We start from the raw sequence: 2,050 nt of genomic DNA, 5'->3' as shown, positions 1-2,050 counted from the left end.
GGTCGTGGTCGCGGCCGGCGCGACGGCCGCCGCGGGCGCGGTGTGGGGCGAGATCCCGACTACGGCGGCGCCGGCCCGTGGCGCGGTGGGCGCGCTGATCGAGGGTGCGGTGCGGGACGTGCCGGCGGTGGTTCGGCTCGGGCTGCGGCTGTCGGCGCTGTCCGAGGCCACGGCTGGGCCCGGCTCAGGGGTCCATGTCGCCGAGGTGGGTGGCCTGATCGACATCGGCGGCGCCTCGGTCGCGGACGGCGATCCGATCCTGTCGACGGCGGCGGCGCGGTGGCCCTGCGGGTTGCGGACGCCGCCGAGGTGCTCGCCGGCGCGCTCGCGTACCCTCGGGCGGAGACTGAGGTCTTGGCCGCACCGGCCGCGGGCCTGCACCTGCCGCGCGCCTCCACTCCCAAGTCCGAGACGGTGACCCGGGCTCCGCAACCGCCGAGGAACCGGGAACCGTGGTCGTCCCCCGGTTCGGGCGAGTGCGATTCCTGGCCCCTGGCGCGGGCCGGAGTCAAGCGGCTGGATCCTTCCACTGGTCGGCGAGCAGGGTGAACAGCAGGTCGTCGGTCCACTCGCTCGCGAGCCAGGCGTACGCCGGCCGCCGGCCCTCCAGGCGAAAGCCCACCCGGTCCAGGAGCCGGGCCGAACGCACGTTGCGGGCGTCGCAGTCCGCCGACACGCGGTGCAGACCGCGGCCGAACAGGTCGCGCAGCACGGCGGTCAGCGCCTCGCGGGCATACCCGTGTCCCTGCCGGTCCACCGCGAAGCTGTATCCCACCTCGGCCTGCTTGCGGTTGCGGTGTAGGTTCACCCCGACATCACCCACCAGGCAGCCGTCGGCCTTGAGTTCGACCGCGTAGTGGAACCAGCCGGGCCGGCTCGGATCGCCGCGGGCGAACTCGCGGACGAGGGAGTCGGCGGCGTTGCGGGTGACCGGCGGGGTCCAACCCTGAAAGTGGGCGACCGCCTCGTCCGAGCGATACGCCGCGAGCGCGGGCGCGTCGGCGGGGCGAAACCGGCGCAGGCACAGCCGAGGAGTGTCGAGGAGCACCCATCGAGCATGTCACGGCCGCGCGGCCCGGATCCCGCACCGGCGCGCTCCCGCCCAGGGGTTCGGGCGGGCGGTCGCGGACGGTGGTGCCGGATCGGTGGTCGCGAGGCGGTACCGGATCGGTGGTTGCGGACGGCGGCGCCGGATCGGGCGGTCGCGAGGGGGTACGGGATCGGGTGGTCGCGGACGGTGGTACCGGATCGGGCGGTCGCGAGGGGGTACCGGATCGGTGGTCGCGGACGGCGGCGCCGGATCGGGTGGTCGCCAGGCGGTACCGGATCGGTGGTCGCGGACGGCGGTACCGGATCGGGCGATCGTGTACGCGGTCTGCGGCTCCGGAGTGGTCACCTGTCGGTGTGTGGCGGTGGCAGGTGGATGATCGAGGGGCCGAGGCGGCGAGCGCGACGCTCCGTTCGCAGTCCCCGACCGAGGCGCCTGTCACGGGAGTTGGCGGCGCTGCCAGAACGGGTGGTTCGGCCAGCGTCGTTCCGTCGCGTAGGCGTGCCGGCGGTTGCGGCGGTAGGCGGTGACCACGGCGGCGATGCGGTCGCGGTAGGCGTTGCCGGCGGGCGTGCCGCGCAGGCACTCGTCCACGGTGTGGCCGGCGGTCAGGCCCGTGTACAGCGCGGTGAGGATGCCTTGCGAGGACAGCGGGTCGAATGCGGCGGCGGCGTCGCCGACGGCGATCCAGCCGTCGCCGCACGCGGGGTCCAGGTGGGCGCCGTGTGCGGGTGCGCGCCGGAGCACGAGGTCGGAGGGGAACGGGTGTCGTGCGGCCCGTGCCGCGACGTGCGTGGTGGCGGCGACGAGATCGCGAAAGCGCGCCGGGTCGGTCGGCCGGGCCGCGGGCAGATCGGCATCGGTGAAGTGCGCGATCAGTCGCCGACCGGCGGGCAACAACGCCGTGTACCACCAGCCGTCGGCGCCGGCCTCGACCAGCGTGGACGCGTCGGTGTCGGGCTCGCCCCCGTCGCTCGCCTCCAGGGTCGCGTGTACGGCCAC

The 2,050-nt window shown here is 75.1% G+C and carries 1 protein-coding gene and 1 pseudogene; both read right to left on the bottom strand.

Annotated elements, in window-relative coordinates:
* Positions 1 to 508 precede the first annotated feature (508 nt).
* Complete coding sequence (locus tag GT354_RS32960) at positions 509 to 1,048, bottom strand: GNAT family protein (protein ID WP_161360039.1); 540 nt, start codon at positions 1,046 to 1,048, stop codon at positions 509 to 511.
* Positions 1,049 to 1,486: 438 nt separating this feature from the next.
* Positions 1,487 to 2,050 (bottom strand): annotated as a pseudogene (locus tag GT354_RS32955) (oxidoreductase); the annotation flags it as partial.

It is taken from the genome of Streptomyces sp. SID3343 (assembly GCF_009865215.1).
In the GTDB taxonomy this organism is placed as follows: Bacteria; Actinomycetota; Actinomycetes; order Streptomycetales; family Streptomycetaceae; genus Embleya.
This window is presented reverse-complemented; position numbering and strand designations above follow the sequence as displayed.